The sequence below is a fragment of the Catenibacterium sp. genome (assembly GCF_052354645.1).
GTDB lineage: Bacteria > Bacillota_I > Bacilli_A > Erysipelotrichales > Coprobacillaceae > Catenibacterium > Catenibacterium mitsuoka_A.
On sequence record NZ_DAWDDM010000232.1, the window covers coordinates 1 to 3,208 of the forward strand.

Below are 3,208 nucleotides of genomic sequence, written 5' to 3' on the forward strand. Positions count from 1 at the left end.
ACGAAGTTGTCCATAAGGTATATTTACATATGTCTTATTATTGGCTTTACCAATACTACTGTTCTTCTGGAAAGTTTCATTATAGCCAACTACAAGTGTTCCAATATCATTATTGATGCAATAATCTATGATTGTGCGTGCAGTCTTGTTCATATAATCATTAATCTTATTTTTCCTGCTGCGAGTATTGGCTTTTTGTTTATTGGTAGGTCTTTTCCCAATATTTTGTTTATCTTTTACAGACTGTAAATCTGAATTTTGCTTATTGTACCACTGATTTATGGATTTAAGTCGCTTACCATCATTGATGAATGTCTTGCCATTACTTGATACCGCTGTTACAAGATTATTAATACCAAGGTCAATTGCCAGTGCATTATTTATATTTAAGTTTCTTTGAAAACATTCAGCTTCATAGATATATTGAATTTCAAAGAACCTAGCGTTTGCTTTCGGTATGATACGGATTTCCCTAACTTTCTTATCAAGTAATGTGGGTGGGATGGTAATCTCTACACATTTATGTGTTTTCTTGTAAGCATTTGAATATGGTAAAATCAGTTTATTACCACTAAGTCTTACAAAACCTATGACAAGCGTAGTATATCCATCTTTTGGAAGATAGTTTGGCAAACGACAATCCTTAAAAGCATACTTGCCTTTTACGGTAAAAATTTATCTGGCTGTGTACAGAAAAACATTAACCCTACATTCTTAGGTTTAACGTATTCCGGAAGTATACTAATAATATTCATATCACTACATAATTCAGTGAAATCTCCAGTTATTGATTTTTCATATAGTGAACTTCCTATTTCTCTCAGATAATTCTGAATCAAAGTTATATTCAGATCAGTTATTTCTGCTTGATGATTTACTCTATCATCAAACGGCACCCTATTTGCTAGATTAAATAAATCCTTTTCTTCATCATCAGATGGTGCCACAGTGTTTGAAGCTTTACGAATGTAATGTATTCTCTCTTTATTATTTCTCTCCATCGTCTTTGGCGATGAGTATGGTCTATTATCACCACCTGGACACCATATTACAATAAAATACTTACCTTGATATTTTTCAACACTAATTATCGGTGTATAAGACGGTCTAAGAAGTTTGCATTTCGCAAAAATATTTTCTGGAAAGAATCTAATTTTTCAGGTGGTACTCCCTTTAGCGGATAAATGGGTCTTCCATTAACCTCTTGCACTCCAATAATAATATATCCACCGCCCCAATTATCAAGATCATTCGCAAATGCACATATAGTTTTCAAAGATGCTGCTGGATCCCAAGTTTGTTTCAATTCAATTCTTGCCCATTCAACAACATCGCCAGATAATAATGTTTTAATACTTGTTGGTATTGCCATATAGTCACATCCTCCATACTATTTAATACTCCAATATTTGAAGAATTGCTTATTTAAGAGAGACTATTTTCGAATCACCTACACACATTTCTGTACATTCTTTGTCACTACACACAACGTACTAATAATCACACCTCACTATTTATAAAATATTTATTCACAAATAAATAAGTTAAAACTAACTTCTTTTGTACAAGTTGTGTATTTTTAAGTCATTTCACAAATCTTGATTTACCTTTTTACAAATGTTTGCTATAATCAATGAATTAGAAGGGGTAGTATAAGGGAGAGAAAGATAACATGACAAATATGCAGAAAAGAAATAAGATTATTGTAATTATTGTATCTGTACTCGTGATTCTTGGATTATCAGTATTCCTCTATATTCATCATATGGGTACAGCTTATAGTGATCGCTTCTTACCTTCTACTTATATTAATAATGTAAATGTAGGTAAGTTAAGTGTTGCAGATGCAGAAAAGAAGATTGCTGAAAATCAGTTAAACTACACTTTAGAAATGAAGTTTAGAAATAAGACTACCGAAACTATTTCAGCAAAAGAAATTGACATGAGTTATGTTCCTGATGGAAAAGTTGAGGCTTTATTGAAGAAACAGGATTCATTTACATGGTTCAAGAACTACTTATTTAATCACAAAGGAAATAAGAAAACTATTCAGACTAAGACTTCTTATGATGAAAATAAGTTAAAGGATGTTCTTTATAGCAAGAATCAGTTAAAGGATGAAAACCAGACAGCGCCTACAGATGCACGTATGAAGTATGAGAATGGTTCATTTACTGTACAAAAGGAAAAAGCTGGAAATAGTTTAAATAAAGAGACTGTTTATGAAGCTGTGAATAAAGCTGTTGGTCTTCAGAAAACTAGTTTAAATGTTGCTAAAGTAAAGGATGCATATAAGATCCCTGGAAAAACAACTGAAACTGTTAAATCTGAAGCTGAAACATTAAAGAAATATTTAAAGACTTCTATTACTTATGAACTACCTAACAATCAGAGTGAAGTCTTAAATAGTGAAAAGATGTTAACATGGCTTGTTAAGAATGAAGATGGTACTTATAGCTATAACGAAGAAATCTGGAATAAACGTATGAAGAGCTTTGTTTATACACTTGCAACTAAAGCCAATACTGTTGGTAAGACACATACATTTAATGCAACAGGTTTAGGCGTAAGAACTGTAAGTGGTGGTACTTATGGTTATAAGATGAATCAGACAGAAGAAATCGCAAAGATTAAAGAAGAATTAAATGCTGGTAAGGCTGTTAAGAGAGCTCCTGCTTATAGTGCTAAAGAACAGTCTACTGAGAATTATGGTCTTGGTGGTAATTATGTTGAAGTTGACTTATCTCGTCAGCATCTATGGATTTATAAGAATGGTCAGTGTGTTCTTCAGTCAGATTGTGTATCAGGTAAGATGACAAATGATCGTTATACTCCAGCTGGTACATATTATATTTATTCTAAAGAACGTAATAGAGTATTAAGGGGTACTAAGGATCCTGTTACAGGTAAGTATCCTTATGAATCTCCTGTAAGTTATTGGATGCCATTCAATAGAGGTATTGGTTTCCATGATGCAAACTGGAGATCTAGTTTTGGTGGTAATCTTTATGTGTCTGGTGGTTCACACGGATGTGTTAACCTTCCAGTAAGTTTTGCAGGTACTATGTACAATACTATTACAACTGGTATGCCAGTAGTCATTTACTACTCACAGGGCTATACATTAAATGGATAAAAAAATGAGTCATACACAAATGAACCGCCCCTGTCAAGTAGACAGGTGAAATAATTAAAAACATGTACCCTT

The 3,208-nt window shown here is 32.7% G+C and carries 4 protein-coding genes; 1 reads left to right on the forward strand and 3 read right to left on the reverse strand.

What is annotated here, in order from left to right:
- The 3 genes from ACT8VG_RS09170 to ACT8VG_RS09180 form a co-directional block, all read right to left on the reverse strand.
- Positions 1-633 (reverse strand): transposase (locus tag ACT8VG_RS09170; protein ID WP_444195689.1); only part of this gene is annotated, 633 nt, incomplete at its 3' end.
- A gap of 29 nt (positions 634-662) precedes the next feature.
- The gene (locus ACT8VG_RS09175) at positions 663-1,001 is read right to left on the reverse strand and encodes a hypothetical protein (protein ID WP_440251456.1); all 339 of its coding nucleotides are present in this window, start codon (positions 999-1,001) and stop codon (positions 663-665) included.
- 86 nt (positions 1,002-1,087) lie between these two features.
- The gene (locus tag ACT8VG_RS09180) at positions 1,088-1,372 is read right to left on the reverse strand and encodes an AlbA family DNA-binding domain-containing protein (RefSeq protein ID WP_202985968.1); all 285 of its coding nucleotides are present in this window, start codon (positions 1,370-1,372) and stop codon (positions 1,088-1,090) included.
- 300 nt (positions 1,373-1,672) lie between these two features.
- On the opposite strand from ACT8VG_RS09180, the gene ACT8VG_RS09185 reads away from it, so the two are divergent.
- Positions 1,673-3,136 carry a L,D-transpeptidase family protein gene (locus tag ACT8VG_RS09185; RefSeq protein WP_117459006.1) on the forward strand — a complete coding sequence of 488 codons (1,464 nt, stop codon included), beginning with the start codon at positions 1,673-1,675 and terminating at the stop codon, positions 3,134-3,136.
- The last annotated feature ends 72 nt before the right edge of the window (positions 3,137-3,208 follow it).